We start from the raw sequence: 26403 nt of genomic DNA, 5'->3' as shown, positions 1-26403 counted from the left end.
GACTTCCGCTGCGAGCGTCATCCGAGCGTCAAGGATCCCCGAACGCCCCTCTCAAGGCGTCGCCCATACAAACGCCTTGCTCAAGAACCCGCAGGCCAGCGAATTGTAGAGATCGATCCGCCCGCTCGAACCGCTGCCCGGAGGGAAACAGGTCCAGCAACCCACCTGGACAACAAAAGCGCAGGTCAGGATCCCTTTCCAGCAGGCTCCAGGATCGCCACGCACTCCATGTGGTGCGTCATCGGGAACAGGTCGAAGGCGCGCAGGAAGCGCGGCACGTAACCCGCCTCCTTGAAGTAGCCCAGGTCGCGGGCCAGCGCGGCCGGGTCGCACGCCACGTATCCGATGCGGCGCGGGCCGAGGCCCGCGATGTGCCGGACCGTCTGCTTGCCCGCGCCCGCCCGCGGCGGGTCGAGGACGACGAGGTCGGCCTCGGTGATCCCCGTGCGCGGCAGTACGGCCTCGACCTTGCCCTGCTCGATGCGGACCCGCCCGAAGTCGGCGAGGTTGCGCCGGGCGTCCTCCACGGCCCGCTTGGAGGACTCGATGCCCAGCACCGCGCCCGTCTCCCCGATCCGGTCGGCCAGCGCGCCCGCGAAGAGGCCGACGCCGCAGTACAGGTCGAGCGCCATCTCGCCCTTGCGCGGGGTGAGTCCGCGCATCAGCGCGTCCACGAGCAGTTCGGCCGCCTGCGGGTGCACCTGCCAGAAGCCGCCCGCGCCGACCCGCCACGTACGGTGGTCGGCGCGTTCGCGGACGAAGTCCCGCCCGTGCACGCGGTGCAGCTCGCCCTTGTCGCCCTGCCGCTCGCTCACCCTCAACACCGAGACCGGCTTGTCGAGTTCGACGATGGGAAGCCGGCCACCGGGCTTGGGTGTGAGGACCACCTGCCGGTCCTGGGAACCGGTGGCGGCGGTCGCCTCGACGGCGGCGATCTGCGGCCACTCGCGCTGCTCGATGCCCAGCTCCTCCACGCCGGGCGCGGCGATCAGGCAGTGGTCGACGGGCTCCACCTCGTGCGAGCGGTGCCGCCGCAGCCCGGCGCGGCCCTGGTCGTCCACCGTGAACTGGACGCGGGTGCGCCAGGCGGGCACCTCGCCCGCGGGAACCTTGTCGCCGGGTGCGGGCTCGACGGTGCCGTCCCAGGAGACGTCCTCGGGTGTCATCCCCGCGAGCCGCTGGAGCTGTTCGGTGAGCACCTCGCCCTTCAGCCGCCGCTGGACGCCCGGCTTGGTGTGCTGCCAGTCGCATCCGCCGCAGCGGCCCGGGCCGGAGAACGGGCAGGGCGCGGGGATGCGGTCCTTGGACGCCTCCAGCACCTCGACGGCGTCCGCGCGCAGGAAACGGGAGTCCTCACGGCCCTCGGTGACGCGGGCGACGACGCGTTCGCCGGGAAGGGTGTGCCGTACGAACAGCACCCGCCCCCCTTCGGTACGGGCGACGCAGTGCCCGCCGTGCGCGACGGGGCCGATCTCGACCTCGTACTCCTCGCCGGCCAGGGAAGGGGCGAGGGCGTCTGCGGGTGCTTCGGGCATGGCGGGAACAGCTCCAGAGGTACGGGATGTACGGCATCGGCGGGTGCGCGGCGCGGCGGTACGCGGCCGGGCGGCGACGGGCTCCGCGAACGGGGCGGCCCCAGCCCGTCAGTCTACTTGCCGCGCGGGCACCTACCGTCCGCCCGATCCACGTCCCCAGCCCGATCCACGTCTCCCGCCCGGCCCCGGCCCCGCCCGTCCCGGTGCCGGCCGCTCAGTGCCGGCCGTCGAGCAGGCTGCCCGCCCCGGGCACCGCCGTGGGCAGGCCGAGTTCGGCCAGGATGCGGTACGCGGTGGCGGTCGCTGCGGACAGTACAGGCAGACCCGAGGCGTCCTCGACGTCCTGGATCGCCGGCAGCGAGGGCATCTGCACGCACGCGGACAGCACGATCGCCTCGGCGCGGGACACGTCCAGGCGCTGCCAGTGCTCCCGCAGGCCCCCCGGGTCGAGGCGGGCCACGGCGAGGTTGTCGGGCACCTCCAGGCTGAGCGAGTCGACGACCTCGATGCCGGCGTCCTCGATGTAGTGCACGACGGTCTCGGTGAGCGGCTTCATGTAAGGGGTGACGATGGCGACGCGGCGCACGCCCAGGGCCCTGATGCCCTCCAGCAGCGCTCCGGCACTGGAGACGACCGGCGCGTGGGCGTCCTGGGCGCGCAGCACGGAGGTGATCTCGTCCTCGGCGGTGCAGTGGTGTCCGGGGCCCTGGGCCATGATCGCCACGAGGCACGCCGTGGCGACGACGTCGGGGCGGGCGTCGGCGAGTTCGAGGGCGGCCCGTTCGGTCTGGGCGTTCATCCCCTTGAGTTGCTCGGGTGTCACCTGCTGCATCCGCATGCGGCTGCTGTGGAAGACGAAGCGGTCCCCGGGCCGGTCGTCCTCGCGTGCGCGCAGCATGCGCGGCAGTTCGGTCTCCATCGTCAGGTTCGAGCTGGGGACGATCATGCCGATGTGGTGGTCTGCCATGGGGCCTCCAGGAGTCTCCGGCGGAGGCGGAGCGCTCTCTTCCGCTCCGCGCGGTGAATTAATCCGAACACGTACTATCTCCTGGCGCAAGAGCCCCGGACACATCGCTCCTCCGGGGCCCGCTCCGGCTCTTCGGCCACAGGACTCGGCCGGCGCCGGAACCGGCTGCCGTGCCCAGCCCCCGTGCCCGGCTCCCCTGACTAGCTCTCCGCCGAGAGCCCCTCCCAGTGGTCGGCAAGCGCCGTCAGCTCGTGCATCAGCCGGCTGCGGTCCGCCGCGGAGGCGTACGACTCCAGCAGCCGCTCGTCCAGGGCGCGGGCGCGGTCGTCGGCCTCCCGCAGCGCCTTCTCCCCCTCCTCGGTGAGGAAGAGCAGCTTGCGGCGGCCGTCGTCCGCCGCCGTACGGCGCACTATGAGCCCGCGCCTCTCCAGCCGCCGGGCGACGTCCGCCATGGTGGAGGTGTCCAGCGCCACCGCGGAGGCCATCGCACTCTGGTCGTGCCCGGGAGCGGCGTTCACCGCGGTGAGTACCGCGAACTGCGGGCCGGTCAGCGTCGGATCGACGCTGCGCACCCATGCCGCGAGGTATGCCTGGTACAGACGGCGAACCTGGTACCCGGGGGCCGCGAGCAGGGCCGCCGGGGGCGCGGCGGTGCCCGTGGACGGTGAGGTCTTGTCAGCCATGGGCCCACTAAAGCACGGGCGTCGAAGGCTCTGCCCGGCGAATCATCCCGCCCGCGCCGACTCGTCGAGCTGGGCGCTCAACGCCTCGCGCAGAGCGGCCAGTGCGGCCTCGGGATCGTCCCAGAAGACCATGTGCCCGGCGTCCGGGACGGCCGTCAGCCGCGCTCCGAGATGCGTGCGGGCGGCCTCCTTGACGCCTTCCGCGGTGACGACGGGGCTGTCCTTGCCGTGGATCAGCTCCGTGGGCCCCGGCACCGAGGGCCACCACGCGAAGAAGTCCTCCGTCTCGAAGCTCCGGTGCGTCTCGCGCAGCGCACGCTCACCGCAGCTTGCCAGCCAGCGCGCCCGCAACTCCTGTTCGCGGCGCGGCCAGCGCGGCCAGGAACGGGCCACCTCCTCGGCATCGGTGCCGCGCAGCGCCTGTTCGAGCTGGCCGAGGAAGGCGGGCAGCGTCGTCGGGTACGGGTCGCGGCCGGGGCCGCTCATCGGGGGGTCGACCAGCACGGTGCCGCGCAGCGCCACCTTCGCCCGTACAGCCGTGACGGCCGCGATACGCGCGCCCATCGAGTGACCGGCCAGCAGCGGGCGTTCCAGGCCGAGAGCGGAGATCCACGCCTCGGTGTCCTCCGCGTACGCCTCCAGGGTGTAGCCCGTGCCGTCCTCGGGGCCGTCGTCGGACAGGCCCCTGCCCCGGACGTCCGGGACGACGGGGCGGACGAGATCGGTCAGGTGCCGCGCGACGAAGTCCATGGTGACGGCGGGGCTGGTGATGCCGGGCAGCAGCAGCAGCGGTACGCGCGCGTCGCCGGTACGCCCGCCGTAGTCGAGGGCGTGCAGCCGCAGCGAACCGGAGCGGATCCAGCGGCTGGTGGCGGGTACGTCGGCGAGGTCGGCGAGCGCGGGCTGGGTGATCGTGCGCTGTGACATGCGTTCTTCCTCGGGGTGGGAGGCGGTTTCAGCGGGCGGGGCGGCCGGGGTGCTCCCGCGCGGGTGGCTTCTCCAGATAGGCGAGGGCGTCGGAGAGGGGCACGACGTCGCCGTACTTGGCCTGGATGTCGAACAGGGCGGCCTCGTGCGGCCCTTGGGCCCGGTCGCCGGAGCACTCGCGGGGCACGAGCACCGGAAAGCCGGACTGCACGGCGTCCACGGCGGTGGCCCTCACGCAGCCGCTGGTGGTGGCGCCGCAGACCACCGCGGTGTCGCAGCCCAGCCCGACCAGGGTCGCGGCGAGGGAGGTGCCGAAGAACGCGGACGCGCCCTTCTTCACCACGAGTTGGTCCTCCGGCAGCACGGGCAGCCGCGGATCGAGCGCGACCGCATCGCTGCCCTCGACGAGGGCGCGCATCCCGGGGGCCTTCTCCAGCCAGGTCACCACGTGTCCCTCGGCCTCGGCGGGGGTGTAGGCGATGGCGGTCCAGATCACCGGTACGGCGGCTGGGCGTGCCGCCCGGACCAGTGTCGAGGTGGCGTGGACGACCTCGCTCAGGTCGGCGCCCGAGGGGTAGGAGTCCTCGGTGAATCCGCGGGTGAGGTCGACGACGACGAGCGCGGGGCGGCTACCGCGCCGTACTCGTGCGCCGAATCCGGCGCGCTCGTAGGTGCGGTCCGTCTCCGGCCCGTACCTGCCCGGCCGCACGGAGGTCTCCCCGCTCACCTGCTGCTCCTCACGGTGCAGCAGTGGTGCCTCTCCCGGGTCAGGACGCGCCCGAGCAGCCAGCCCTCGAAGAGGCCGAAGGCGAACGCGCCCGCGAGAGGGGCGTACTTGGTCACGGCGGGCGGGAGGAGCACGGAGAGCCCGTCGAGTTCGGGCCCAGCGGCGAAGGTGCCCGCGGGGGCGAGGTGGGCGCCCGCGGGGGCGGGCAGCTGTGCGCCGGACGGCAGCGGGGCCGCAGGGGCGTCCGCGCCGGCGGGCGGGGAGTGCGTCCCGGCGGAGGCGCCCTGCGGGCCGTGGCGGTCCTGCTCCAGCAGGCTGCCGAGATTCCCGGCGAACTGCTGCAGGATCTTCTCCGAGACGGCCGCCACCGCTCCCTTGCCGAACTGGGCGATCTTCCCGCGGATGACGAGGTCCGTCACCAGCCGCAGCTCCGCGCCGCCGGGAGCCTCGGCCACCACCAGTTCCACCTCGGCCTCGGCGTCCCCGCTGCCGTGGGTGTCCGCGCCGCGCGCCTGCACACGCAGCCGCCGCTGCTCCGTGTCCACCTCCAGGAAGCGGACGGTGCCGGCGTAGGCGGCGGTGATCGGGCCGACCTTCACCTTCACCCTGCCCGACCAGGCGTCGCCGTCGCTGCCCTCCAGTGTGGCGCCGGGCATGCAGGCGGCGACGCGTTCGACGTCGTTGACGAGCGCGAAGACCTCCTCCGGCGCGGCGTTCACCGGGACCGTGTTGTTGAGCTGCATGAAACCTCCTCGCATGCCGCACCGGACGGCGGCACGGTCTCGCTGTTCTCGCCGGCGCGGGGGAATCCGCCGCTGGGGAACCCGCCGCTCCCGCCCGCGTGTCCGCCCCCGTGCTGCTGCTCCGCGCCGCCCTCCAGCCGCTCCCGCAGGGCGGCCCTGCGGCGGGCGGCGCAGTCGTCGATCGCCTCGACGATGGTCTGGTAGCCGGTGCACCGGCACATGTTGGAGGCGACGACCTCCCGTATCTCCTCCTTCGAAGCCTCGGGCCGCTCGGCCAGGAACCCCTCGGCGAGCATCAGGAAGCCGGGAGTGCAGAAGCCGCACTGCAGGCCGTGGTGCTCGGCGAACGCCCGCTGCAGGTCGCTCAGTTCGTAGCCGTCGGCCAGCGACTCGACCGTGCGGATCTCGTGGCCCTCCGCCTGCGCTGCGAACATCAGGCAGGCCCTTACGGGCTGCCCGTCGAGCAGCACCGTGCAGGCGCCGCAGATCCCGTGCTCGCAGCCCACATGGGTGCCGGTCAGGCGCAGTTCGTGGCGGAGCACGTCGACGAGGGTGCGGCGCGGCTCGGTGAGCAGTTCGTGGGTCTCGCCGTTGACGTGCAGGCCGAGAAGCTGCTGTTGCTGCGGCTGGTGCGTGGTGTCCGTCATGAGGTGTGCTCCAGTGCGGCGAGGACGGTCTCCGGGGTGACGGGGGTGTCGTTCAGCTCCACTCCGGTCGGGCGGAGCGCGTCGTTGACGGCGTTGAGCACCGCGGCGGGGGCCCCGATGGTGCCGCCCTCGCCGACGCCCTTGGCCCCGGTCTCCGTGAACGCACAGGGCGTCTCCAGGTGGTGGATGGTCACCTCCGGGATCTCCAGCGCAGTGGGGACCTTGTAGTCCATGAAGCTGACGGCGGAGGGTGCGCCCTGTTCGTCGTAGGTGACCTGCTCGAAGAGCGCTCCGGCGATGCCCTGTGCGATGCCGCCGCGGGTCTGGCCGTCGACGACCCTGGGGTTGATGGCGACGCCGCAGTCCTCGACGCAGATGTAGCGCAGGATCTCCACCCGGCCGGTCCCTTCGTGGAGTTCGGCCACGACGCCGTGGGTGGCGTTGGAGAAGGTGCCGTCGTTGAAGACGTCGAAGGAGGCGGTCGCGGTCAGACCCGGCTCGACGTCCTTGGGCAGCAGGTGCGCCTTGAGGTGGGCGATGTCGGCCAGTTCACCGTAGGGGACTGTGCTGCCGTCGGCGGGGCGTCGCACCAGGCCCTCCCCCAGCTCCAGTTCCTCGGGCGGGCTGTCCAGGACGCCCGCCGCGATCAGCTTCAGCTTCTCGCCGAGCTTGCCCGCCGCGAGTCTGACCGCGCTGCCGCCGATGGCCATGGAGCGGCTGGCGAAGGTGCCGAATCCGTAGGTGATGCGGTCGGTGTCGCCCTGGTGGACGCGCACCCGCTCGATGTCCAGACCGAGTTCGTCCGCCGCTATCTGGGCGAGGGTCGTCTCGTGGCTCTGGCCGTGGCTCATGGTGCCGGTGGTGACGACCAGTGCGCCGCTGGTGTCCATGCGCACCTCGGAGATGTCGAAGCCCGGCACGACCTCCATCTTGCGCTGGGCGAAGGCGGCCGAGCCGTAGCCGGTGCGTTCGCTGAAACAGGAGTATCCGATGCCGATGTGCCGTCCCTGTGCGGCGGCCTCCTCCTTGACGGAGTACCAGCCCTCCTCACGCACCGCCGACTCGCACAGGTCGAGCGACTCCCGGTACGAACCCGGGTCGTAGGTGATGTTGTTGACGCCGGTGTAGGGGAAGTCGGTGATCAGGTTCCGGCGGCGCAGCTGAGTCGCCTCCAGGCCCAGTTCACGCGCGGCCCGTTCGAAGAGCCGCTCCATCACCATCACGTACTGCGGGCGGCTCACGCCCCGGTAGGGCGCCGTGGGCGCCTTGTTGGTGGTCACCGCCCGTGCCCGTACGCGATAGGCGGGGACCTTGTAGACGCCGGGCATCTCGGCGGAGGCCATCAGCGGCTCGATGCCCGCGGTGAAGGGGTAGCAGGAGTACGCGCCCATGTCGCACACGATGGTCGCGTCCAGCCCCAGTATGCGGCCGTCGCCGTCGAAGGCCGCGCGGACGTCGTAGTGCTGCTCACGGGCGAGGAAGGAGGCGCTCAGGGCGTCCTTGCGGTCCTCGATCCACTTCACGGGCCTGCCGAGTTTCATCGCGGCCGCGCCGACGGCGATCTCCTCGCGGCCCACGACGCACTTCTGCCCGAAGCCGCCGCCCATGTCGGGCACCACGACCCGCACCGCCCGTTCGTCGAGACCGATGCACCGCGCGGCCGCCGTACGCACCTGGTGGGGCACCTGCGTGGAGGTCTGCAGCAGCAGCTGGTCCTCGCGGTGGTCCCAGCTCGCGACGACGCCTCTGGTCTCCAGCGGGAGGGCGTTCTGGCGTCCGGTCCTGGACTCGACGTGGACGACGCAGGGCGCTTCGTCGAAGGTGGTGTCGATCCCCTCCGTCGCGAACATCGAGACGTCCAGGAGCGTGTTGGCGCTCGCCTCGTCGTGCACCAGGGGAGCTCCCTCGGCGAGGGCCTGCTCCTCACTGGTGACGGGGGTGCGGACCTCGTAGGTCACCCTGGCCGCCTCCAGACCGTCCTCGACGGCGTAGGCGTCCCGTGCCACGACCACCGCGAGCGGCTCCCCCGCGTAGCGGACGCGGTCGCGGGCGAGCACCGGCATGGCGGTGGGGACGAACTCGGCCGGGGGGCGCCCCAGTCGCGCGGTGATGTCGGCCAGGCCCAGGTCCTCGGCACTGAACGCGGCGACCACACCCGGTACTTGCCGGACCGCCGACAGGTCGAGGGAGGTGACGGTGGCGTGGGCTGCGGTGCTGCGTACGAACTGGGCGTGCAGCATGCCGGGCAGGTCGATGTCGTCGGTGAACCGGCCGCGTCCGGACACCAGCCGGGGGTCCTCACGGCGTCCGACGGACGCGCCGACCCAGTTGCCCTTCTCCTTCGCCCCGGCAGCGGCGTCGCTGCCGCTCCTGCTGTCGTTCTCGCGGTGCCGCCCTGCTGCGGTCATCGGGCCATCGCCTCCTCGCATGCGCGGGCCACGAGCGTGCGGATGAGGGACCTGCGGTAGTGCGCGCTGCCGTTGCCGTCACCGGGCGGATCGGCGGACTCCGCGGCCACGGCGGCGCACTCGGCGAACAGTCCGGCGCCCGGCGCGGTCCCGCCGCCCAGCACCTCCTCGGCCCGGGGCATGCGCACGGGCAGCGGGGCGACGCCGCCCAGCGCCACCCGACCGGAGGTCACGGTGCCGCCGTCCGGGGAGAGCCGGAGGTCCACCGCCGCCGAGACGATCGCGAAGTCGCCCTGCCTCTCGGCGAATTCGGTGAGCGCGGCCCGCGGAGCGGGACGTGGGAAGACGACCTCGGTGAGGATCTCGTCGGGCTCCAGCGCGGTCGTGTAGTACCCCTGGAAGAACTCCCCCGCCGGGATGCGGCGTTCACCGTCCGGGCCTTCCGCCACCAGCACGGCGTCGAGCAGCACCGCCAGCAGCCCCCACTCGGCTGTCGAGTCGGCATGCGCCAGGCTGCCCCCGACCGTTCCGCGGGTGCGGATGGGGAGATGGCCGATCCAGCGCATGGCGTCACGGATGACGGCGAAGCCGGGGCCGAGCACGCCTGCCGGGGCGCGCTCCACGGCGTGGTGCGTGGTGAGTGCGCCGATGTGCAGGGCACCGCCGGAGTCCGTACGCAGGCCGCCGAGGCCGGTGAGCCCGCCGATGTCGACCAGGTGTGCGGGCCGGGCGAGACGGAAGTTCATCATCGCGACCAGGCTCTGGCCTCCCGCGATGACCTTCGCCTCGTCGCCGAGTCCGGCGAGCAGGCGGGCGGCGCCGCGGACGTCACGCGCGCGGTGATAGGTGAATGCAGCGGGCTTCATCTCTCTCCTCTCCGCTCCCCCGGGCTGTGCTCCATGCCGGTGCCGATGCCGATGCCGTGTGCCGTGTGCTCGTGGCCCGCGCTTCGGTGACGGACCACCGGGCTCCGCGACCGGCGGCGGGGGCACGGGCCCTGAAGACCCAAGACCCAAGACCCGTGCCCGCGCCTCAGCCCTGGACGGGCTCCTTGTGCACCGGACGCGGGACGCCGGCAGGCCCGTCCACCTCTCCCTCGTCGATGTCGTCCAGCGACCTGCCCTTGGTCTCGGGGGCGGCGACGGCCATCCAGCCGACGGCGAGCAGGACGACCACGCCCAGCGCGGCGAACGTCAGCGGCAGCCCGAGCAGCGGCCACATCACCGAGCCGAAGAGCATCGGTGCGAACCCGGTGCTGACCCGGCTGACCGAGGACGCCCAGCCGAAGCCGCTGGCGCGCAGTGTCGTCGGGTACAGCTCGGCGGCGTAGGCGTAGAGGACCGGGATGGTGAGCTGGATCAGGAAGCCGAAGGCGGCGATCCAGATGAGTGCGGCCGTCTCCGCCTTCAGCATCACGGCGAATCCCACGAGCGCGGCCGTGGCGACGGGGGCGGAGACCCCGATGAGCCACTTGCGGCCCATGATCTCGACGAGCCAGGTGGAGGCCAGTACGCCCAGGATGCCGACGCCGCTCATCAGCGTGGGGCCCATGAAGGAGGCGGTGTCGTTGTAGCCCTCCTCCTTGAGGATCGAGGGCATCCAGGTGAGGGCCGCGTAGTAGACCAGCATGATCGTGATGAACAGCAGCCAGGAGACCGAGGTGATGCGCGGGTTGTACTTCCACAGCCTGCGGAACTGGTCGACGCCGGCCCGCAGACCCTTCGGCCTGTCGGAGCCCTCGCCCGCCGCCGGCACCGGGATCTCGTACTCCTCGGGCACGGCACCGGTACGGGCCACAAGGTCGTCGATGATCTTGCGGGCCTCGGCCGCCCTGCCCACCTTGGTGAGGTAGATCGGCGACTCCGGGACGCCGCGGCGCACCCAGAACAGCAGCAGCGCGGGCAGCACCATCGTCGCCAGCATCCAGCGCCAGTTGCCCGGCAGGGGCACCATCATGGTGGCCACGAGTCCGCACAGTGTGACGCCGATGGGCCACCACAGGTCCAGGGCCGTGAGGATGCGGCCGCGGTGCTTCCTCGGCGAGAACTCACTGACCAGGGCGTAGTCGACGGGTATACAGCCGCCGAGGCCGACACCGGCCAGGAAACGCAGGATGAGGAAGACCGAGTAGTCGGGCGAGAGCGCCCCCAGCACGGAGAAGACGGCGAAGATCAGCAGGGTGGCGCTGAACGCCTTCTTGCGCCCGATCCGGTCGGCGATTCCGCCCCAGACGACGGCGCCGACCGCCATTCCGACGAGGTTGGCCGTGGCGACCAGGCCGCTCTGGCTGAGGGTCAGGTCGAAGTCCTTGCTCAGCAACGGCATCAGGAAGCCGTTGAGTGCGATGTCCCAAGCGTCGAACAGGTAGCCGAGACCACCGATGATGAAAATCTTGCCCTGGACGCCCCATTTCCAGGGGAGTTCCTGGACTATCTGATCGCCTGTCTTCACGGTTTGCTCCACGGTTCGGTGTGGCACGTGCGCGGTGTTGGCATCGGGAACAGCCGCCGGTTCGCTCGCCTGTCAGCGGGCCGCCACGACGGCGCGCCCGCGCAGCTCACCGGGAGAACTGGTAGGAGAAGGCCTCCAGGTCGGGGTCGTTGAGCGGCGTGCCGCTCCACAGCCAGTCGTAGGAGACGTCGGACTCACCGTCGAAGTGCGCGAGCTTCGCGTCGCGTTCACGCTGCTCGGGCCCGTCGGGGTAGTGGTAGAAGGTCTTGTTGCGCAGCGACGCCTGCTGCACCATCCCGGCGTGCTTGGCCCGCCGGTCCACGTAGCGGCGCAGCGCCCCCCGGATGCCGTCGACGGTGACGGCGCCCAGTTCCTCGGCCAGTACGGCGGCGTCCTCCATGGCCTGCGAGGCGCCCTGTGCCTGGTAGGGAAGCATCGCATGGCAGGCGTCCCCCAGGAGCGCCACGCTGCCCTCCATCCACACCGGGTCGGGACGCCGGTAGTGGAGGGCGAAGCAGGAGACGTCCTCCTTGGCCTTGGAGAGCATCGCCGGGACGCGGTCGTCCCAGCCGGGGAATGCCTCGGTCAGCTCCTGCGCGCTGGCGGGTACGACCCAGCGTTCGGCGGCCTCCTCGCTGCACGGCACGCACGCCACGACATTGAGGTACTCGCCGCCGCGGATCATGTAGTGCACGAGATGCCGGTCGGGTCCGTACCAGATGGTGCTCTGGTAGCGGTCCACCAGCCAGCGCGTGGCGGGGTCGGCGGCGATCAGATCGCCGGGGATGAGCGCCCGGTAGGCCATCTCGCCGGAGAAGAGCAGCGTGTCCTCCCCGCCCATCAGGTCGCGCACGCGGGAGCGGATGCCGTCCGCGCCGATCAGGGCGTCGGACTCGTGGCGGCCGCCGTCCGCGGTGACGGCGGCCGGCCGCAGGGGGTTCGTGCGGTCCAGCTCGACGACTTTGCTGTCGGTGTGCAGCCGGACGATCGGGCCGGGGCCGTCGGGGTCCGTACAGGCGTGCATGATCACGCGGTGCAGGTCGGCGCGGTGGTAGTGCCAGTACGGGGCGTTGTACCTCTCCTTGCAGAACCGGCCCAGCCTGGTCAGGCCGACGACGCTGCCGTCCTTCCACCGCCGCCGCACCTGGTCCTGCGGCTCGGTGTGGATGGCCTCCAGCTGCCGGCGCAGACCGAGTCCGAGCAGGACGCGGCTGGCGTTGGGGGCCGTCTGGATTCCGGCGCCGACCTCGCCCAGCTGCGGGGCCTGTTCCAGGACGGTGACCCGGATGCCCCGGTGCCGCAGGGCGAGGGCAGCGGTGAGACCGCCCAGACCGCCGCCGACGACGGTGACTTCGAAAGACTGGCTCGACGCCAATGTTCCTCCAAGGCGTGCGGGGTGGACTTCGCGTACGGACTGCGGATGCGGTCAGCTCTCGACGAGCCGGCCGCCGGTCACGACGTCCGTGCCGTCCACGGCCACGGAGCAGCCGCGCATCGCGATGTCCAGGTGGGAGTAGGACTCACGGCCGAGATGGGGGTGCGGCCCGGTCGACCAGAGGAAGTTGCCGGCGTACGCGCGGGCGTCCATGCCCATCAGGTCGCCCTTGCCGTACATGGCGGTGGCGAACCAGTCGGCGCTCTTCATCAGGCCCCACCCCATGTGGGAGAGGCTGCGCGCCCACTCGTCCTGTGCGTCGGCGAAGAAGGCCTCCAGCAGCTTCGCCTCGCCGCCGCCGGAGACCTTCTCGATGTGCCCTCCGGAGATCTGCAGGGTGACGGGGTCGCGGACGTACTCCTTGAACGGCAGCAGGATGTCGCCCTCGGCCAGCACCAGCCGGCCGTCGGAGAACTCCGGCCAGCACAGGACCATGGTGCTCGGCCAGTGGTCCCAGCGGCCGGGGTCGTCGGCGAAGCCGACCTGGAACTCGGGGTGGGCGCCGGCCAGCTGCACGGTCAGGTCGGTTCCGGCCTCGGAGGTGACGTGCATCGTGGACGAGCGCTTCAGCAGCCCCGCGGCCTGGAGGACCCGGTCCTTGTCGCCCTCCTGGGGGAGGTTGCGGATGAGCACGTCGGGGGCGTCGCAGACGAAGATGATCCGGGTGCCCGCCTTGAGGATCTCCTGCTGCACGGGGGCGTGGATGAAGCCCTCCTGGGTGAGGTCGACGACGAGGTCGGCCGACTTCAGCAGGTCCTGCGCGGTGGTGTCCTCCAGTACGGAGGTCAGTCCGGGACCGGCTCCGGTGTGGGTGCTGGGCATCGGCGCGGGGCTGCCGCCGGGCACGGTCGCCGCGATGACGTGGGCTCCGAGCGACTTCGCGGCTCCGAAGGCCGCTGCGACGTAGTCCCCGCGGCTGGCGGGCTCGGCCAGGACGACGACGTGCTCGCCCTCCCGCACCTTGCACAGCTCCAGCTCGCGGGTGAAGGCGTCGAGCAGGTCTACGGACGACAGATCGAACATGGGGTCTTCCTCCAGGAGTCTTCGCTTCAGCTATGGGGGCCACGGGACGCCGCCTCACCGGGGTACGGGAGCGGCGTCAGCAGTGCGTCGCCTTGAACGCGGGAACGAGCGCAGGCCGAATACGGCCCTCCGCTTGGGCTCTGACCAGCAAAGATGCACAGGCCGTGAGTGCCTGGTGGAACTAATCCGAACACGTACTAACTCGGCTTGGCAAGGGTTCGCCCACGAGTTGACGCCGAATTTTCACGGCGGAAATCAACGTCCGGGCCCCCGCGGAGCGGCCCGGGAAAGCCTCCGCGGCGCGCCCTCGCACTCAACTCGCGCCTGCCCGGGGCCCGTTGATCCCGGGCCTACCTCTCGCGCCCGTTGCGCTTCCCCGGCGCGGAACCCGCCGCCGGCCCACGGCGCACGGAGCCGGGCGCGTCCCAGTCCGCGCGCCTCTTCAGACGCTTCCGCGCCACCTCCGAGGACTCCAGCTGCCACGGCACGGAGGTGACCATGACGCCGGGGGTGTAGAGCAGCCGCCCCTTCAGGCGCAGCGCGCTCTGGTTGTGCAGAAGCTGCTCGTACCAGCGGCCGACGACGTACTCCGGGATGTAGACGCTGACCACGTCACGGGGGTTCTCCTTGCGCAGCCGCTTGACGTATTCGATGACGGGGCGCGTGATCTCGCGGTACGGCGAGTCGAGGATCTTCAGCGGGACGTCGATGCCCGCCTTCTCCCACTCCCTGCGCAGCTGCGCGGTCTCCTCCACGTCCACGCTGATGGTCAGCGCCTCCAGCGAGTCCGAGCGCATCAGCCGTGCGTAGGCCAGGGCGCGCAGCGTCGGCTTGTGCGTCTTGGAGACGAGCACGATGGAGTGAACGCGGGAGGGCTTGACCCGCTTCTCCTCCGGGTCGTCCGCGGCCAGTTCCTCCGCCACCAGGTCGTAGTGCCTTCGGATGGCCGTCATCAGGCCGTAGAAGAAGAGCATGCCCAGCAGCGAGACCCAGGCCCCGTGCGAGAACTTCGTCACCAGCACGACGACCAGGACGAGGCCGGTGCAGAACGCGCCGAAGGTGTTGATCATGCGGGAGCGGTGCATGCGGCGGCGCGCGCCGCTGTCGGTCTCAGAACGCAGCAGCCGGTTCCAGTGCCGGACCATGCCGGTCTGGCTGAGCGTGAAGGAGACGAAGACACCGACGATGTAGAGCTGGATGAGACGGGTGGAGTCGGCCTCGTAGACGACGACGAGTATGGCCGCCGCCCCCGCCAGCAGCACGATGCCGTTGGAGAAGGCCAGACGGTCGCCGCGGGTGTGCAGCTGGCGCGGCAGGTAGCGGTCCTGGGCGAGGATGGAGCCCAGGAGCGGGAAGCCGTTGTAGGCGGTGTTGGCGGCGAGGAAGAGCACAAGGGCGGTGGCCGCCGCGAGGAAGAGGAAGGGGAGGCTGCCGTCACCGAAGACGGCCATCGCGACCTGCGAGATGACCGGGTCCTGCGCGTATCCGGCGCCCGCCGGTTCGCCGTCGATGATCAGGTCCCGTGCCGGGAACTCCGCCATCTTCACCCCGGTGGCCAGCGCCAGGAGGATCACGCCGACGAACATGACGACGGCGATCAGACCCATCATCGCGAGGGTGTTGGCGGCGTTCTTCGACTTGGGCCTGCGGAAGGCCGGCACACCGTTGCTGATCGCCTCGACACCGGTCAGCGCCGCACAGCCGGAGGAGAAGGCACGCAGCAGCAGGAAGGCGAGGGCGAAGCCCGCCAGATCACCGCCGCTCTCGGCCCTGATCCCGTAGTCGGCGGTGGGCGCCCGCATCTCCTGGCCCAGCACCCACCCGCGTATGACGCCCCACACGATCATCGCGAAGACGCCCGCCACGAAGCAGTAGGTGGGGATGGCGAAGAGCCTGCCCGACTCCCGCACGCCCCGCAGGTTCATCAGCGTGAGGAGGACGATGGTCCCCACCGCGGTCGCGGTCTTGTGCTCGACGACGAAGGGGACGGCCGAGCCGAGGTTCTCGATGCCGGCGGAGATGGAGACGGCGACGGTCAGCACGTAGTCGACCAGCAGGGCGCTGGCGACGGTCAGCCCCGCACGGCGGCCGAGGTTGGTCGTGGCAACCTCGTAGTCGCCGCCGCCGGAGGGATAGGCGCGTACGTTCTGCCGGTACGAGGCGACGACCGTGAACATCAGCACCACGACGGCCAGGGTGATCCACGGGCTGAAGCGGTAGGTGGCAGCCCCGGCGACCGACAGGACCAGCAGCACCTCCCCCGGTGCGTACGCGACCGACGAGAGGGGGTCGGAGGCGAAGACCGGCAGCGCGACCCGCTTGGGCAGCAGCGTCTCGGCCAAGCGGTCGCTGCGAAGAGCACGCCCCAGCAGAAGGCGTTTGGGTAGATGGGTCATCCTGGGCACGGGGAGGATCGTATGCGGTCAGCCGTGCGATGCTGAGACGGCCCGCTGTAGGTGACGAGAGGGACGGGCGTGCATGTTGTGATCATGGGCTGCGGCCGGGTTGGCGCTGAGCTCGCACAGGCATTGGAACAGCAGGGGCACACGGTCGCTGTCGTGGACCAGGACCCGACGGCCTTCCGCCGTCTGGGGTCCGGCTTCGGCGGTCGCCGCGTGACCGGGGTGGGCTTCGACCAGGACACCCTGCGGGAGGCCGGCATCGAGGAGGCCGGCGCGTTCGCAGCCGTCAGCAGCGGTGACAACTCGAACATCATCGCGGCCCGCGTGGCCCGGGAGATGTTCGACATCGAGCACGTGGCGGCACGCATCTACGACCCCAAGCGGGCCGAGGTCTACCAGCGCCTGGGCATCCCCACGGTGGCGACGGTGCGCTGGACCGCGGACCAGATGCTGCGGCGGCTGCTGCCCTCCGGTGCCGAGCCGCTGTGGCGGGACCCCAGCGGCGGAGTGCAGCTGGCGGAGGTGCACACATCCACAAGGTGGGTAGGGCACCGGATCAGCAGGCTCCAGGAGGAGGCCGGAGTGCGGGTCGCCTTCCTCACGCGGGTGGGTGAGGCGATGCTTCCGACCTCCGAGACGGTCCTCCAGGAGGGCGATCTGGTCCACGTGATGATGCGCTGCGACCAGATGGACCAGGTGGAGGCAGCCTTCTCCCGCGGGCCCGAGGAGGCCCGCTCGTGAACGGCGCACGCACAGCGAACAGGGGACTCGGCCGATGAGGGTAGCGATTGCGGGCGCGGGCGCCGTGGGCCGCTCGATCGCGGGCGAGCTGCTGGAGGACGGGCACGAGGTGCTGCTCATCGACAAGGCGCCGACGGCGATCTCGGTGGAGCGTGTGCCGCAGGCGGAGTGGCTGCTGGCCGACGCCTGCGAGATCACCTCGCTCGACGAGGCGGCTCTGGAGCGCTGCAACGTGGTGATCGCGGCCACCGGCGACGACAAGGTCAACCTCGTCGTCTCACTGCTCGCCAAGACGGAGTACGGGGTGCCGCGGGTCGTCTCACGTGTCAACAACCCCAAGAACGAATGGCTGTTCACCGAATCCTGGGGCGTCGACGTCGCCGTCTCCACGCCCCGGCTGATGTCGGCACTCGTTGAGGAGGCCGTCAGCGTCGGCGACCTGGTGCGGCTGATGCGCTTCTCCCAGGGTGACGCGAACCTCGTCGAACTGACGCTGCCGCCGGAGGCGGCGCTCGCCGGGACCCGCGTCGGCGATGTGACGTGGCCGGAGGACACCGCCCTGGTCACCATCATCCGCGGCAACCGTGTCCTGGTGCCCGACGCGGACGACGTCCTGGAGGCGGGGGACGAGCTGCTGTTCGTCGCCGCCCCCGCACGGGAGACGCAGCTGGAGGACCTGCTCTCGGTCCGCAGCGAACCGGACGAGGAGTAACGCCCGGGGAGCGGGCCCGGCGGCCGCCCGCCGCCGGCCCCGCGGCTCGGCTCAGCGGCTGTGGCGCCCGCCGCCCGTCCCGGGGTCGGTGCCCGCGTCGGCCTGAGGGGCTCGGGCGGACTCGTCGAGCAGCGCACGCGAGGCGTCGTCGACGACCTGGCCGCCGGCCGCGTCGAGCACGTCGCTCTCCTCGCGCCTCGCCCGCTCACGCTCCTCCTCGGCCTTCTCCTCCGCCTCCATCTCCTCGATGACGTTGATCGGCGCCGGAGCCTTGGCCAGGAAGATCCACGTCAGATAGACGGCCAGCAGGAACGGCGGGATCTTCAGCGCCATCGTCACCCAGCCGAACTGCGTGGTGTCCGCCCACCAGTACAGCGGGAAGAGGATGGCGCACTTGGCGAGGAGGATGAAGCCCCAGGCGTAACTGGCCTTCGTGTAGGCCTTCTTGCGCCCGGGGTTGCGCTTGCGCCAGGAGAGGTTCTCCTTGAAGACCGGCCCGAGCACGAGGCCGAGCAGGGGCACGCCCAGGGCCGAGGTGATGATGTAGGCCAGCGCCAGCCCGAACGTGTAGAGCATGCCCGGCAGATAGAAGTCCTTGGCGTTGCCGGTCATCATCGCGAAGAGGACACCGAAGGCGACTCCGAAGACGCCGCTGAAGGCGTGCTTGACGGTGTCCCGGCGGATCAGCCGGAAGACCCCCATGACGGCGGAGAGGCCGAGGGCTGTCAGCGCGGCGGCGTGGATGTCCTTGTTGACCGTGTAGATGGTGATGAAGACGAGACCGGGAACGGTCGTCTCCACCAGCCCGCGCACACCGCCGAAAGCCTCGAAGAGGGCGGCTTCGGTGACGGCCCGCGGTGCGGCCGCCTCACTGTCGGTCTCTTCTCCGGCTCCGGTCTCCGGGCCTGTACCGGTCCGTGCGCCGGTTCCGCCGGGGGCCGGCTTGTCGAGGGGGGTCACCCGCTACTCCTGTCCGAGGGTCGCAGCTCGTACTTGGGGTTGAACATCACCGGGCGGCCGTGGTTGAGGGATATCCGCCCCCAGGCGATCAGGATGCGGCCCGGCTCGATCCCGGCGATGGCGCGACGGCCCAGCCAGACCACATCCAAAGCGGCGGACCCGTCGAACAGTTCCGCCTCCAGCGTCGGCACCCCGCCGCGTGGCCGCAGGGTAACGGTGCGCAGCGTACCCGTGACGCGCACGATCTGCCGGTCGTGGCACTGGGCGATGCGTGTGCATCCCTTGCTGTCGGCCGCAGCCCGCAGCTCCTGCGAGTGAAGGTCCTCCTCGGAGGAGGACAGCCGCTCGAGAAAGCGCTTGAAGCGCCCGCCCCCGCCCCGTGGTGCCTTCTCTGCCCGGATGGAGCCAGTCATGATGCCAGCGTACCGGTGAGAGGGTGCCCGGAACCCGGCCGGCCGAACCTGCCGAGACCCGCCTCGCAGGGCCCCGGGGGCCCGCAGCGCCGTGCGCTCCCGCCCGTCACACGGAAGTGGGGCGCCCGCACACACGGACGCCCCACGGCAGGCACGACGGAAGGCCCGCTCAGCGCACCTCGGTGATCTCCGGGCCGCGCTGGAGCTTGTCGAGGCCACCCGCGAAACGCGAGCCCTCCTCGACGGTCTCCTGCTGCACACCGTCCGGAACCATCTGGGCGTCCTCGGGCAGCTTGAGGACGATCGGATCGCGGGGAGCCATCGGGGAGTCTCCGCGCACGATCACGGTGTCCTGGAAGACCTGCTCCAGCAGGACGCCCGCCTCCGGCTGGACCGCGCCCTGGCCGGAGATGACGCCGCGGAGGAACCAGCGCGGGCCGTCGACACCGACGAACCGCACGACCTGCACACCGTTCGTGCCGTCCGGGAGCTGCACCGGGACCTGGGCGCGAAGCTCCCAGCCCAGCGGGCCCTCCACCTCGTCGATGATGCCGCCCTGCTTGGTGATACCGGTCGCGATCTCCTCGCGTACCTCTTCCCACAGTCCCTCACGCTTGGGGGCCGCGAACGCCTGGAGCTGGACCGCGCTGTCGCTCAGTACGAGCGTGGCGGCCACGATCGACTCGCCGGCGACCTCGACCCGCAGCTCCATGCCCTCCACGCCCGGCACGTACATGCCGCCGAGGTTCACCCGGCCGTTTGCGGGGTCGGTCACCTCGCTGACGTCCCAGGGGCCGTCGGGACGGGGCGGCGGAGGCAGCTTCACGCGGGCCGCTTCGGCGTCGGTGACGGAGTCGGCGGGGTCGGCCTTCTGGGCGGCGTCCTGCCCGTCCGTCCCGAAGTCGTCCGAGGCGCCCTCAGGCTCTTCGCTCTTCTTGCGACGACGTCCGAACACGTCACTGTCCTCTCAGGTCGGCATGCCGGTCGGCTCCGACCGGAACGTAGTCATTCTGCTGTGCGGCGGCTTCGTTGTGGCCGCCTGTGGAGCCGAATCCCCCCGCGGCCCGTGCCGAGCCGGGCAACTCCGCCACCTCGTGGAAACGCACCTTCTCCACTTGCTGGACGACGAGTTGGGCAATGCGGTCGAGTCGCTCGAACCGCACGGACTCGCGCGGATCAAGATTGGCCACAATCACCTTGATCTCCCCACGGTACCCGGCGTCGACGGTTCCGGGAGCATTGACCAGAGAGATGCCGCAGCGGGCCGCCAGCCCGGAGCGGGGGTGCACGAACGCCGCGTACCCGTCGGGCAGCGCGATCGAAACGCCCGTGGGCAGAACGGCGCGCTCGCCGGGCGCGAGATCGGCCGCCTCGGTGGTCACGAGGTCGCAGCCGGCGTCGCCGGGGTGCGCGTAGGCGGGCACCGGGACGTCCGGGTCGAGGCGGCGCAGCAGTACGTCGACGGGATGCCTGGTCACGGGTTCACCTCGAAGGCTCGGGCGCGGCGGACCTGGTCGGGGTCGGCCATGGCGGCCTGGATCTCCTCGTCCCGTCCGTTGTCGGTGAAGTGCTCGACCTTCACCTGGATGAACAGGGCGTCCGCGCGCACGGCCACGGGGCCGTCCGGGCCCCCGATCCGCCCTGTCGCCCTGGTGTAGATCTTCCGTCCCCATACGGCGGTGACCGTCGCGTCGAGATGCAGAACGGTGTCCACGGGCACGGGACGCAGGAAGTCCGTCTCCAGCCGTCCGGTGACCGCGATCACCTGCATCAGCCAGCCCAGCGAGCCCATGGTCTCGTCCAGCGCCGTGGTCAGGACGCCGCCGTGCGCGAGGCCGGGAGCGCCCTGGTGCACGGGACGCACGGTGAACTCGGCGGTGACGTTCACGCCCTCGCCCGCCCTGGCCTCCAGGTGCAGGCCGTGCTCCTGGGCGCCGCCGCAGCCGAAACAGTGCCGGTAGTGGGAGCCCAGCAGTTCTCCGGGAGCCGGTGCGCCGGGGTGGCGTACCGCGGCGACCGCGCCGGGCGGCGGCGTCAGCGATCTCTTCGGTGGTTCCGGCCGGGGGTCCGGCGCGTTCGACGGGGCTGCACTCACGTGTGCAGACCTTACCCGTGTGACCGACCGGTAATGGCCGCGCGGGGTGCGGGCACCTGGCGGACGGGCGGAGCCGCCGTGCCAAGCTGGGTCCATGTCTGCTCGGGAACGGCCCTACGACGAACGTCTCACCGCACCCCGCTCCTGGTGGCTCATCGCCGCGCTCGCGGGCGTCGCCGCGGCGCTGATGATGCTTCCCCTGGGGACACTGCCGATGCTCGGCGGGCTGGTGGCGGGAGCCGCGCTCGCAGCCGTGATGGTCAGCTCCTACGGTTCGGCGCGCGTCCGTGTCGTGGCCGGGTCGCTGGTCGCCGGCGACGCCCGTGTCCCCCTGTCGGCGCTGGGGAAGGCACATGTGCTGGAGGGGGAGGAAGCCCTCGCCTGGAGGCGGCACAAGGCCGACCCGCGGGCTCACATGCTGTTGCGCAGCTACATTCCCACCGCGGTCCGCGTCGAGGTCGCCGACCCGGACGACCCGACGCCCTACATCTATCTCTCCACGCGCACCCCGCGTCAGCTGGCGGACGCACTCCGTGCGTCCGGCGCGGGCACCGGACCGCCCGCGGAGCCGCGTCCAGGGTGAGGAGGCGCGTTCAGGGCGACGGGGGCCGGAAGGGCGGAAGGGCGGGTGCGCCGGGAACGCCGTCCTCGCCCTGCTGTCCGTGGGGCAGCTCTTCCCAGCCGTGGCCCGCGGAGCGCAGATCCGTACGGATCTTGTCGGCGACCTTCCTGGTGTCACGGCTGTTCATCACGGCGCCGACAGCGGCACCGACCATGAACGGCGTCAGGTTCGGGAGGTTGCGCACGGTGCGCTTGAGCAGCTGCTGTCGCAGCTCACGCTTCATCTGGCCGCCCAGGGCGGCGTTGAGGGTCGTCGGTCTGGTCACGTCGATGCCGCGCTCGGACGTCCACGCTCCGAGGTAGGCGGCCGCACGCTGTGAGGTGTCCCCCGGCGGACGCCGGCCGTAGACCTCGTGCAGCTCGGCGATGAGTTTCAGCTCCACCGAGGCGACACCGACGATCTCGGCGGCCAGCTCGGCGGGCATAGCGGGCGGCACCGGCAGCATCGCGGCAGCCCCGACGCCGGCACCGACGGTCGCGGAGCCGCGCACCGCCCCGAGCACCAGCTTGTCCGCGATCTCCTCCGGCCCGAGGCCGGGGAACTGCCGGCGCAGCGTCGCCAGGTCGCGCACCGGGATGCGCGGCGCGACGTCGATGACGCGGTCGGCGACCACGCCCATGAAGCCGCGCAGCTTGCTGCGTCTCGTGGCCTCGGCTCCCCCCTCGGCCTCCTCCTGCGACGGCACTGCCGGCTCGGCGCCCTTGTCATGCGCACCTGCCTTGTCTGCGCCCCGCCCCCTCCGCGGCCACGGCAGCCGGCCGCGGGAGCGCGGCTGCGCGGGCAGCGGTACGAGCGAGGAGTGCTGGTCAGGCCCGCCCCGCTCGTCCTCACGCGCGTCTTCGTCCGCCACTACGGCAGCCCCACTCCGTTCAGGCCGCGCAGTCGCGGCAGATCGGCTGTCCGTTCTTCTCGGCGGCGAGCTGGGACCGATGGTGGACGAGGAAGCAGTTCATGCATGTGAACTCGTCGGCCTGCCGCGGCAGGACCCGCACGGACAGCTCCTCGTTGGAGAGGTCCGCACCGGGCAGCTCCAGGCCCTCGGCCTGCTCGAACTCGTCCACGTCGACGTTGGACGCGGACTTGTCGTTCCGCCGGGCCTTCAGCTCCTCGATGCTGTCTTCATTGACGTCGTCATCGGTCTTGCGTGGGGTGTCGTAGTCCGTTGCCATTTCGCTCTCCCCCTCTGGGTTTCTTGGTGTCTCCAGCGCACGTAACGCGTGAGAGGCCGGAGTTGTGCCCGACCTGAGGCGGAGATTTTGCCTCACATCAAGGTCTGTTACTCGATCGACACCCAACCGCACCCCTGAAGAGGTGATCGCGTCGGCTGTCGAGGAGGACCCTAGACGGTCCCCTGGTCGCAGTGCGCGCACGCACCCCGGGTACTGCCCACGATTCCCACCTGCGGAAACCTGGATTTTCCGGTAATTCCTCCCGTAACGAGATCACCCAGGGTAGGAGCACGGGATTCGCGTGTGTGATCGATCACAAAGCCCGGCGATGCGCACCCGCGGGACAAATTCCGCATATAGCGAACTGACGGCACTTCCCCTCCAAGTCATGATCATCTCAGACCGGCAGTACAACCCGCAGTACAAGGCCTCCCTCCTCACGGGGGTGAGCCGTCACCGTCCCGCCGTGCGCCCGCACCACCGACCGCACGATCGACAGCCCCAGGCCGACGCCCTTGTCGCTGCCCGTACGGTCGGTGCGCAGCCGCCGGAAGGGCTCGAAGAGGTTGTCGATCTCGTACGCGGGGACCGCGGGGCCGGTGTTCTCCACCACGAGCACCGCGTGCCCCGCGACAGCCTCCGTACCGACCGCGACCCAGCCGCCCTGCTGCTGGTTGTAACGCACGGCGTTCTGCGCAAGGTTGAGAGCGACGCGCTCGAGAAGCACACCGTTCCCCTGTACGTAGACGGGCCGGCGCACTCCGCCCAGCTCCACGCCTTTGCTGTCGGCCTCGGCGCGCACCTGCTCGACGGCCTGTCCGGCCACCTCCGACAGATCGACGGGCTTGCGGTCGACGATCTCGTTCTCACTGCGGGCCAGCAGGAGCAGCCCCTCGACGAGTTGCTCGCTCCTCTCGTTCGTGGCCAGCAGCGTCTTACCGAGCTGCTGCAGCTCGGGAGAGGCCTGCGGATCGGAGAGCTGCACCTCCAGCAGCGTGCGGTTGATCGCGAGCGGCGTGCGCAGTTCGTGCGAGGCGTTGGCGACGAAGCGCTGCTGCGCGGTGAAGGCTCGGTCCAGCCGGTCGAGCATCTCGTCGAAGGTGTCCGAGAGCTCCTTCAGCTCGTCGTCCGGGCCCTCCAGCTCGATCCGCTTGTGCAGGTCGGAACTGGCGACCTGGCGCGCGGTACGGGTGATGCGGCCCAGCGGCGAGAGCACCCGGCCGGCCATCACGTACCCGAAGGCGAAGGCGGCCACGGCGAGGCCGAGCAGCGCCAGCAGAGAGCGCTGGAGCAGTTCGTCCAGAGCGACCGCCCGCTGCGCGTCCGTGCACTCGCTGAGCCGTTCCATGAACTGGCCGCTCGGCAGCGTGCCGGTCAGCCCCGGGCAGCTGTCGGAGGTGAGCTGGGCGTTGGCGTTGAGGATGCGGAAGGGCAGCTTGCTGCCCTCGTGCAGCGCCTGTGCCGCCAGCAGATAGATGATCGTCAGCAGCACCATGCCGGCGATGAGGAACATGCCGCCGTAGAGCAGGGTGAGCCGTATCCGGATGGTGGGCCGCAGCCAGGGATGGGGGCGCGAGGGTTCGCGCGGGTCCCAGGTGGGCTTCGGCGGCGCCGCGGCCGGCACGGGCGGCTGCTGCGGGGACCGTGCGGCGCCCGGGGGATTGGTGGGGGCACTCACGGCGCTCAGACCCGGTATCCGGCGCCGGGAACGGTGTGGATCACCGCGGGCTCACCGAGCTTTCGGCGCAGGGTCATCACCGTCACCCGTACGACGTTGGTGAAGGGGTCGGTGTTCTCGTCCCACGCCTTCTCCAGCAGCTGCTCGGCGGAGACGACGGTGCCCTCGCCGCGCATCAGCACCTCCAGGACCGCGAACTCCTTCGGCGCGAGCTGGATCTGCTTCCCGTCGCGGAAGACCTCGCGGCGGTTGGGGTCCAGCCTGATCCCGGAGCGCTCCAGAACGGGAGGCAGCGGCGAGGTGGTGCGGCGGCCGAGCGCCCGTACGCGCGCCACCAGCTCGGAGAAGGCGAAGGGCTTGGGCAGATAGTCGTCCGCGCCGATCTCCAGACCCTCGACGCGGTCGCTCACGTCGCCGGAGGCGGTGAGCATCAGCACCCGGGTGGGGAGGCCGAGGTCGACGATCTTGCGGCAGACGTCGTCGCCGTGCACGAGGGGCAGATCGCGGTCGAGCACGACGACGTCGTAGTCGTTGACGTCGACACGCTCCTGGGCCGCGGCACCGTCGTAGACGACGTCGACGGCCATGGCCTCCCGGCGGAGACCGGTCGCCACGGCATCGGCGAGCAGCTGCTCGTCCTCGACGACGAGTACACGCACGGCGCCTTCCTTCCTCGGGCACGGGTCCGCGGGTGTGCGGTGCGGGGGATCACAGTGCTGTCATCCTGCCCCGTACCTCGGTAAATCGGCGGTAAGAGCGGGCCCCACCCAGCTCGTCAGATTTTTTGTGCACCTTGAGGTTTCTCTGAGGTTGCCGAGGGGGAGGACGAGGGGCACACCCCGCGATCACGCCCTGAAGGCGGCTAGCCGGCAGGCTGCCGACCGTCCAGCCAGGGAAGCACGCCGTGATCAGATCGACAGGACCCTCGGCACAGCTCTGTGCCACCGACCCATGACGAGGGGGCGCACCATGGACGCGTTCACTGCCGGAATCCTGCAGCGCATACAGAACACAGAAACCGATCTGAGCCGCGCTCGCGAGTCGGGCGACGACTTCCTCGTGGACGTCGAACAGGCCGAACTGGAAGACCTCCGCCGCATCGCCGCCGAGCACGGCGTGCAGATCGGCGCTGCGACGGCCTGAGCCACCGGGCCGCGGCCGAGGCCGCCGGCCTTCACCCTGTCCCCTCCCTGAGCCCCGGGCACCGAGCGCCCGGGGCTCAGTCGTGCCAGGCGCCCAGGCGGTCCAGGAGGGGCTGGAGGATCTCGAAGACCCCCGGGGAGGCCGCGAGGGCCAGTTCGCCGTCGGGCTCCCGGCCGGGCCGGCCGCCGGTGCGGGCACCGGCCTCGCGGGCGATGAGGTCGCCGGCGGCCAGGTCCCAGGGGTGCAGCCCGCGCTCGTAGAAGGCGTCGAGCCGCCCGGCGCCGACGTCGCACAGGTCCACGGCGGCGGAGCCGGAGCGGCGGATGTCGCGCACGCGCGGGATGAGCTGCCGTACGAGGTCTGCCTGCGCGGCCCTGCGCGCCGCGACGTAGTTGAACCCGGTGCCGACCAGTGCCTGGTCCAGCGGCGGCGCGGGACGGCAGTGCAGCGGCTGGTCGTTGCAGAAGGCGCCGTGACCGAGCGCCGCACGGAACGTCTCCCGGCGCGGCGGGGCCTCGACCACGCCGACGACGGTCTCCCCCTCGAACTCGGCGGCGACGGAGACGGCCCAGCCCGGCAGCCCGTAGAGGTAGTTCACGGTCCCGTCGAGCGGGTCGACGACCCAGCGGACGCCGCTGGTGCCCTCGAAGGACTCCCCCTCCTCACCGAGGAAGCCGTCGTCCGGGCGGTGCTCGCCGATGTAGCCGGTGATCAGCTTCTCGGAGGCCAGGTCCATCTCCGTGACGACGTCGACTGCGCTGGACTTGGTGTCGGCGACCTCCAGGTCGGCGGGGCGGCCGTCCAGGAGGAGGGCACCGGCCCGGTGGGCCACCTCCAGGGCGAGTTCGAGGAGTTCGGCCTTGAGCTGGCCGAGCGGAGCGCTCACGGTTCTCCTTGCTGGCGGGTCGTGCTGCTCTGTGGC

Annotated in this window: 26 protein-coding genes and 1 pseudogene; 4 read left to right on the top strand and 23 right to left on the bottom strand. The window is 71.2% G+C overall.

The window, feature by feature from the left end; genetic code table 11:
- Nucleotides 1-185 precede the first annotated feature (185 nt).
- The 13 genes and pseudogenes from H343_RS0119280 to H343_RS31550 all read right to left on the bottom strand — a co-directional run bounded on the left by H343_RS0119280 (nt 186) and on the right by H343_RS31550 (nt 15942).
- Entirely contained in the window at nt 186-1535 is a 1350-nt protein-coding gene (locus H343_RS0119280; RefSeq protein ID WP_028432493.1) for a class I SAM-dependent RNA methyltransferase, read from the bottom strand.
- 214 nt (nt 1536-1749) lie between these two features.
- Nucleotides 1750-2502: an aspartate racemase/maleate isomerase family protein gene (locus H343_RS0119275; RefSeq protein ID WP_028432492.1), complete on the bottom strand. Its 753-nt coding sequence runs from the start codon at nt 2500-2502 to the stop codon at nt 1750-1752.
- A gap of 200 nt (nt 2503-2702) precedes the next feature.
- Complete coding sequence (locus H343_RS0119270; protein WP_028432491.1) at nt 2703-3185, bottom strand: MarR family transcriptional regulator; 483 nt, start codon at nt 3183-3185, stop codon at nt 2703-2705.
- 42 nt (nt 3186-3227) lie between these two features.
- Nucleotides 3228-4112, bottom strand: coding sequence for an alpha/beta fold hydrolase (locus H343_RS0119265; protein WP_028432490.1), 885 nt, complete (start codon nt 4110-4112; stop codon nt 3228-3230).
- A 28-nt stretch (nt 4113-4140) separates the two neighbouring features.
- Nucleotides 4141-4839 carry an isochorismatase family protein gene (locus tag H343_RS0119260; protein ID WP_486586959.1) on the bottom strand — a complete coding sequence of 233 codons (699 nt, stop codon included), beginning with the start codon at nt 4837-4839 and terminating at the stop codon, nt 4141-4143.
- Entirely contained in the window at nt 4836-5582 is a 747-nt protein-coding gene (locus H343_RS0119255) for an SRPBCC family protein (protein WP_028432488.1), read from the bottom strand. The genes H343_RS0119260 and H343_RS0119255 overlap by 4 nt, the downstream gene beginning before the upstream one ends.
- 143 nt (nt 5583-5725) lie before the next feature.
- A pseudogene (locus tag H343_RS31560) lies at nt 5726-6229 on the bottom strand ((2Fe-2S)-binding protein); the annotation flags it as partial.
- Nucleotides 6226-8637, bottom strand: a complete 2412-nt coding sequence (locus H343_RS31555) for a xanthine dehydrogenase family protein molybdopterin-binding subunit (RefSeq protein ID WP_051265547.1) — start codon at nt 8635-8637, stop codon at nt 6226-6228. The gene H343_RS31555 and the pseudogene H343_RS31560, both read right to left, overlap by 4 nt.
- Nucleotides 8634-9503, bottom strand: a complete 870-nt coding sequence (locus H343_RS0119240; RefSeq protein ID WP_028432487.1) for an FAD binding domain-containing protein — start codon at nt 9501-9503, stop codon at nt 8634-8636. The genes H343_RS31555 and H343_RS0119240 overlap by 4 nt, the downstream gene beginning before the upstream one ends.
- Nucleotides 9504-9669: 166 nt before the next feature.
- Nucleotides 9670-11088, bottom strand: coding sequence for an MFS transporter (locus H343_RS0119235; RefSeq protein WP_028432486.1), 1419 nt, complete (start codon nt 11086-11088; stop codon nt 9670-9672).
- Between the two features lie 106 nt (nt 11089-11194).
- Nucleotides 11195-12463 carry an FAD-dependent monooxygenase gene (locus H343_RS0119230; protein ID WP_028432485.1) on the bottom strand — a complete coding sequence of 423 codons (1269 nt, stop codon included), beginning with the start codon at nt 12461-12463 and terminating at the stop codon, nt 11195-11197.
- A gap of 51 nt (nt 12464-12514) precedes the next feature.
- A complete protein-coding gene (locus H343_RS0119225; protein ID WP_028432484.1) occupies nt 12515-13546 on the bottom strand; it encodes a 2,5-dihydroxypyridine 5,6-dioxygenase NicX family protein in 1032 nt (343 codons plus the stop codon).
- A gap of 350 nt (nt 13547-13896) precedes the next feature.
- A complete protein-coding gene (locus H343_RS31550) occupies nt 13897-15942 on the bottom strand; it encodes an APC family permease (RefSeq protein WP_486586964.1) in 2046 nt (681 codons plus the stop codon).
- 78 nt (nt 15943-16020) lie between these two features.
- On the opposite strand from H343_RS31550, the gene H343_RS0119215 reads away from it, so the two are divergent.
- Together H343_RS0119215 and H343_RS0119210 are read left to right on the top strand one after the other, a co-directional pair.
- Entirely contained in the window at nt 16021-16689 is a 669-nt protein-coding gene (locus H343_RS0119215) for a potassium channel family protein (RefSeq protein WP_028432483.1), read from the top strand.
- A gap of 34 nt (nt 16690-16723) precedes the next feature.
- Nucleotides 16724-17401, top strand: a complete 678-nt coding sequence (locus H343_RS0119210; RefSeq protein ID WP_028432482.1) for a potassium channel family protein — start codon at nt 16724-16726, stop codon at nt 17399-17401.
- 51 nt (nt 17402-17452) lie between these two features.
- Here H343_RS0119210 and H343_RS31545 read toward each other — a convergent pair whose 3' ends face one another.
- From H343_RS31545 to H343_RS0119185, 5 genes are all read right to left on the bottom strand, one after another.
- Complete coding sequence (locus H343_RS31545; protein ID WP_078505894.1) at nt 17453-18361, bottom strand: DUF3159 domain-containing protein; 909 nt, start codon at nt 18359-18361, stop codon at nt 17453-17455.
- Nucleotides 18358-18774 carry an OB-fold nucleic acid binding domain-containing protein gene (locus H343_RS0119200; RefSeq protein ID WP_028432481.1) on the bottom strand — a complete coding sequence of 139 codons (417 nt, stop codon included), beginning with the start codon at nt 18772-18774 and terminating at the stop codon, nt 18358-18360. Before H343_RS0119200 ends, H343_RS31545 begins: the two co-directional genes overlap by 4 nt.
- Nucleotides 18775-18943: 169 nt before the next feature.
- Nucleotides 18944-19729, bottom strand: a complete 786-nt coding sequence (locus tag H343_RS0119195) for a DUF3710 domain-containing protein (protein ID WP_028432480.1) — start codon at nt 19727-19729, stop codon at nt 18944-18946.
- A gap of 1 nt (nt 19730) precedes the next feature.
- Nucleotides 19731-20252 carry a dUTP diphosphatase gene (dut, locus tag H343_RS0119190; RefSeq protein WP_028432479.1) on the bottom strand — a complete coding sequence of 174 codons (522 nt, stop codon included), beginning with the start codon at nt 20250-20252 and terminating at the stop codon, nt 19731-19733.
- Nucleotides 20249-20869 (bottom strand): PaaI family thioesterase, encoded by a 621-nt coding sequence (locus tag H343_RS0119185; protein ID WP_051265544.1) that lies wholly within the window; start codon nt 20867-20869, stop codon nt 20249-20251. The genes dut and H343_RS0119185 overlap by 4 nt, the downstream gene beginning before the upstream one ends.
- 94 nt (nt 20870-20963) lie before the next feature.
- Here H343_RS0119185 and H343_RS0119180 point away from each other — a divergent pair, with 94 nt between their 5' ends.
- The gene (locus tag H343_RS0119180; protein WP_028432477.1) at nt 20964-21452 is read left to right on the top strand and encodes a DUF3093 domain-containing protein; all 489 of its coding nucleotides are present in this window, start codon (nt 20964-20966) and stop codon (nt 21450-21452) included.
- 10 nt (nt 21453-21462) lie between these two features.
- Here the strand turns inward: H343_RS0119180 and H343_RS31540 are convergent, their stop codons facing one another.
- The 4 genes from H343_RS31540 to H343_RS0119160 all read right to left on the bottom strand — a co-directional run bounded on the left by H343_RS31540 (nt 21463) and on the right by H343_RS0119160 (nt 24997).
- Complete coding sequence (locus tag H343_RS31540) at nt 21463-22341, bottom strand: hypothetical protein (RefSeq protein ID WP_486586958.1); 879 nt, start codon at nt 22339-22341, stop codon at nt 21463-21465.
- 19 nt (nt 22342-22360) lie between these two features.
- Complete coding sequence (locus tag H343_RS0119170) at nt 22361-22660, bottom strand: DUF4193 domain-containing protein (protein ID WP_028432476.1); 300 nt, start codon at nt 22658-22660, stop codon at nt 22361-22363.
- A 397-nt stretch (nt 22661-23057) separates the two neighbouring features.
- Nucleotides 23058-24338 carry a sensor histidine kinase gene (locus H343_RS0119165; RefSeq protein WP_486586957.1) on the bottom strand — a complete coding sequence of 427 codons (1281 nt, stop codon included), beginning with the start codon at nt 24336-24338 and terminating at the stop codon, nt 23058-23060.
- A gap of 5 nt (nt 24339-24343) precedes the next feature.
- Nucleotides 24344-24997, bottom strand: a complete 654-nt coding sequence (locus tag H343_RS0119160) for a response regulator transcription factor (protein ID WP_028432474.1) — start codon at nt 24995-24997, stop codon at nt 24344-24346.
- 310 nt (nt 24998-25307) lie between these two features.
- Between H343_RS0119160 and H343_RS35605 the strand changes: the two genes are divergently transcribed.
- Nucleotides 25308-25481 carry a hypothetical protein gene (locus H343_RS35605; protein WP_199778955.1) on the top strand — a complete coding sequence of 58 codons (174 nt, stop codon included), beginning with the start codon at nt 25308-25310 and terminating at the stop codon, nt 25479-25481.
- Nucleotides 25482-25557: 76 nt separating this feature from the next.
- Here H343_RS35605 and H343_RS0119150 read toward each other — a convergent pair whose 3' ends face one another.
- Nucleotides 25558-26367: an inositol monophosphatase family protein gene (locus H343_RS0119150; protein ID WP_028432473.1), complete on the bottom strand. Its 810-nt coding sequence runs from the start codon at nt 26365-26367 to the stop codon at nt 25558-25560.
- Nucleotides 26368-26403 lie beyond the last annotated feature (36 nt).

The sequence above is a fragment of the Streptomyces sp. TAA204 genome, assembly GCF_000424965.1.
Note: the sequence above shows the minus strand (reverse complement) of the source record. Positions and strands in the feature narration are given on the sequence as shown.

Bases quoted from the DNA above. Each gene is read 5' to 3' on its own strand.
- H343_RS0119280 (WP_028432493.1), bottom strand. From the start codon at position 1,535: ATGCCCGAAGCACCCGCAGACGCCCTCGCCCCTTCCCTGGCCGGCGAG.
- H343_RS0119275 (WP_028432492.1), bottom strand. From the start codon at position 2,502: ATGGCAGACCACCACATCGGCATGATCGTCCCCAGCTCGAACCTGACG.
- H343_RS0119270 (WP_028432491.1), bottom strand. From the start codon at position 3,185: ATGGCTGACAAGACCTCACCGTCCACGGGCACCGCCGCGCCCCCGGCG.
- H343_RS0119265 (WP_028432490.1), bottom strand. From the start codon at position 4,112: ATGTCACAGCGCACGATCACCCAGCCCGCGCTCGCCGACCTCGCCGAC.
- H343_RS0119255 (WP_028432488.1), bottom strand. From the start codon at position 5,582: ATGCAGCTCAACAACACGGTCCCGGTGAACGCCGCGCCGGAGGAGGTC.
- H343_RS31555 (WP_051265547.1), bottom strand. From the start codon at position 8,637: ATGACCGCAGCAGGGCGGCACCGCGAGAACGACAGCAGGAGCGGCAGC.
- H343_RS0119240 (WP_028432487.1), bottom strand. From the start codon at position 9,503: ATGAAGCCCGCTGCATTCACCTATCACCGCGCGCGTGACGTCCGCGGC.
- H343_RS0119225 (WP_028432484.1), bottom strand. From the start codon at position 13,546: ATGTTCGATCTGTCGTCCGTAGACCTGCTCGACGCCTTCACCCGCGAG.
- H343_RS31550 (WP_486586964.1), bottom strand. From the start codon at position 15,942: ATGACCCATCTACCCAAACGCCTTCTGCTGGGGCGTGCTCTTCGCAGC.
- H343_RS0119210 (WP_028432482.1), top strand. From the start codon at position 16,724: ATGAGGGTAGCGATTGCGGGCGCGGGCGCCGTGGGCCGCTCGATCGCG.
- H343_RS0119200 (WP_028432481.1), bottom strand. From the start codon at position 18,774: ATGACTGGCTCCATCCGGGCAGAGAAGGCACCACGGGGCGGGGGCGGG.
- H343_RS0119180 (WP_028432477.1), top strand. From the start codon at position 20,964: ATGTCTGCTCGGGAACGGCCCTACGACGAACGTCTCACCGCACCCCGC.
- H343_RS0119170 (WP_028432476.1), bottom strand. From the start codon at position 22,660: ATGGCAACGGACTACGACACCCCACGCAAGACCGATGACGACGTCAAT.
- H343_RS35605 (WP_199778955.1), top strand. From the start codon at position 25,308: ATGGACGCGTTCACTGCCGGAATCCTGCAGCGCATACAGAACACAGAA.